Genomic DNA, 1,989 nt, shown 5'->3' with positions numbered 1-1,989 from the left:
AAGGAACAGAACCAGTCCAGTGGCTGGTCGAGCGTCGCCTCGTGCAGATGCCAGGCGCCAAGCACCTTCGGCGCCCACACCCGCTCGATCAGGTCGTCGGTGATGTTGCCGAGCGTGGCGTCCTGCAGCACCGCCGCGGCGTGCAGCACGCCGCGCACCGGAAGCCCCGTCGCGGTGGCGGCCGCGACGGCCCGCTCCGCAGTGTCGGGGCTGCCGATGTCTCCGAAGCAGACCTCGATCTCGGTGCCGCTGCGCCGGATTCGTTCGATGACTGCCGACGCCGCGGCGCCGGGCGCGGACCGTCCGTTGAGCACGATCCGGCCGCACCCGTGCGCCGCCATCCGTTCGGCGAGGAACAGCCCGAGGCCGCCCATGCCGCCGCTGATGACGTAGGAGCCGTCGGCGCGGAAGGTGGCGACCTCTTCGGGCGGCGTCACCGCCCGGCTGTGGCCGTCCTGCGGGATGTCGAGCACGAGCTTGCCGGTGTGCTCGGCCGAGCCCATCGCCCGGATCGCCGACGCCGCGTCGGTCAGCGGGTAGTGGGTGGTCTCCGGTGGCGGCAGCACGCCGTCGGCGATCTGACCGAACACCGTCTCGAGCACCCGCCGCACGGTGTCCGGACTGGTCAACGTCAGCAGCGCCAGGTCGACGGCGAAGAAGGCTAGGTTCCGCCGGAACGCGTACAGCCCCCACTTGGTGTCGCCGTAGATGTCCCGCTTGCCGATCTCGACGAACCGGCCGCCGAACGACAGCAGTTCCAGGCCCGCCCGGGCGGCGGCGCCGGGCAGCGAGTTGAGCACGATGTCGACGCCGTAGCCGTCGGTGTCGCGCCTGATCAGTTCGGCGAACTCGACGGTCCTCGAGTCGTAGACGTGCCGTATCCCCACGCTGCGCAGCAGTTCACGCTTGGCGGGGCTGCCCGCGGTGGCGTAGATGTCGGCGCCGGCGGCACGGGCGATGGCGATGGCCGCCTGGCCCACCCCGCCCGTCGCCGAGTGGATCAGCACCTTGTCGCCGGACGAGATCCTCGCCAGGTCGTGCAGGCTGTACCACGCCGTGGCGTGGGCGCTGGGCACGGCGGCCGCGCGGCGTTCCGGCACACCGGCGGGCAGGGTGACCGCCAGGTTCGCGTCGCACGTGACGAACGTGCTCCAGGCCCCGCCGGCCGCGACGCCGGCGACGCGGTCGCCCGGACGGTGGTCGGTGACACCGAGTCCCACCCGGGTGACCACTCCGGCGAAGTCGGCGCCGAGTTGCGGCAGCCGGCCCTCGAACGAGGGGTACCGCCCGTATGCGACCAGGACGTCGGCGAAGTTGAGGTTCGACTCGGTCACCGCCACCTCGATCTGGCCGGGGCCGGGTGGGCGCCGGTCGAAGGCGACGAGCTCGAGTGACTGCAGGTCGCCGGGTTTGCGGATCTGTACCCGGACGCCGTCGCTGTCGTACTTGACCGTGCGGGTGTACCGGTCCTCGGGACCCAGCGGGCCCGGGCTCAGGCGCGCAACATGCCAGGCGCCTGCCCGCCACGCGGTCTCGTCCTCGTCGGAATCCGACAGCAGCTGGGCGGCCACCAGGGACAGCTCGGTGGTGGCGTCCACGTCGACCTGGGTGGCGCGCAACGCGGGTTGTTCGATCGCGAGCACCCGCATCAGGCCGCGCAGCCCGGCGTGGGTGAGGGTGGCGATGTCTCCGGTGTCGACCGTCTGGGCGTTCTCCGTCAGCACGTACAGCCGGGGCACGTCGCCCGGCACGTCGGCGATCTCGCGCGCGATGTGCACCACCTGCGACACCGAATCTGCGGACCGGTCCGACTGCGGATCGGCAGCGGATCCGGACGTCACCAGGACCACCGCCGAATGTGGTTGCGCCATCAGCCCTTCACGCAGCCAACCGCCGGCTTCGTGGGGTGCGACGGCCGGGAGCGCGGTGGTGCGGACGTCGGCGCCGCGGGCCAGCAACGCCTCGGCGAGCGCTGCGGTGCGCGCGTCG

Annotated in this window: 1 protein-coding gene; it reads right to left on the bottom strand. The window is 72.3% G+C overall.

Annotated elements, in window-relative coordinates; translation table 11 throughout:
• Positions 1 to 1,989, bottom strand: a 1,989-nt coding sequence (locus Q2100_RS29065; RefSeq protein ID WP_302916823.1) for an SDR family NAD(P)-dependent oxidoreductase, incomplete at both ends; no start/stop codon positions are given.

The organism is Mycolicibacterium arseniciresistens (assembly GCF_030519285.1).
Taxonomy (GTDB): domain Bacteria; phylum Actinomycetota; class Actinomycetes; order Mycobacteriales; family Mycobacteriaceae; genus Mycobacterium; species Mycobacterium arseniciresistens.
The sequence above is the reverse complement of the archived record's forward strand: the minus strand, read 5'-3'. Positions and strand labels throughout refer to the sequence as shown.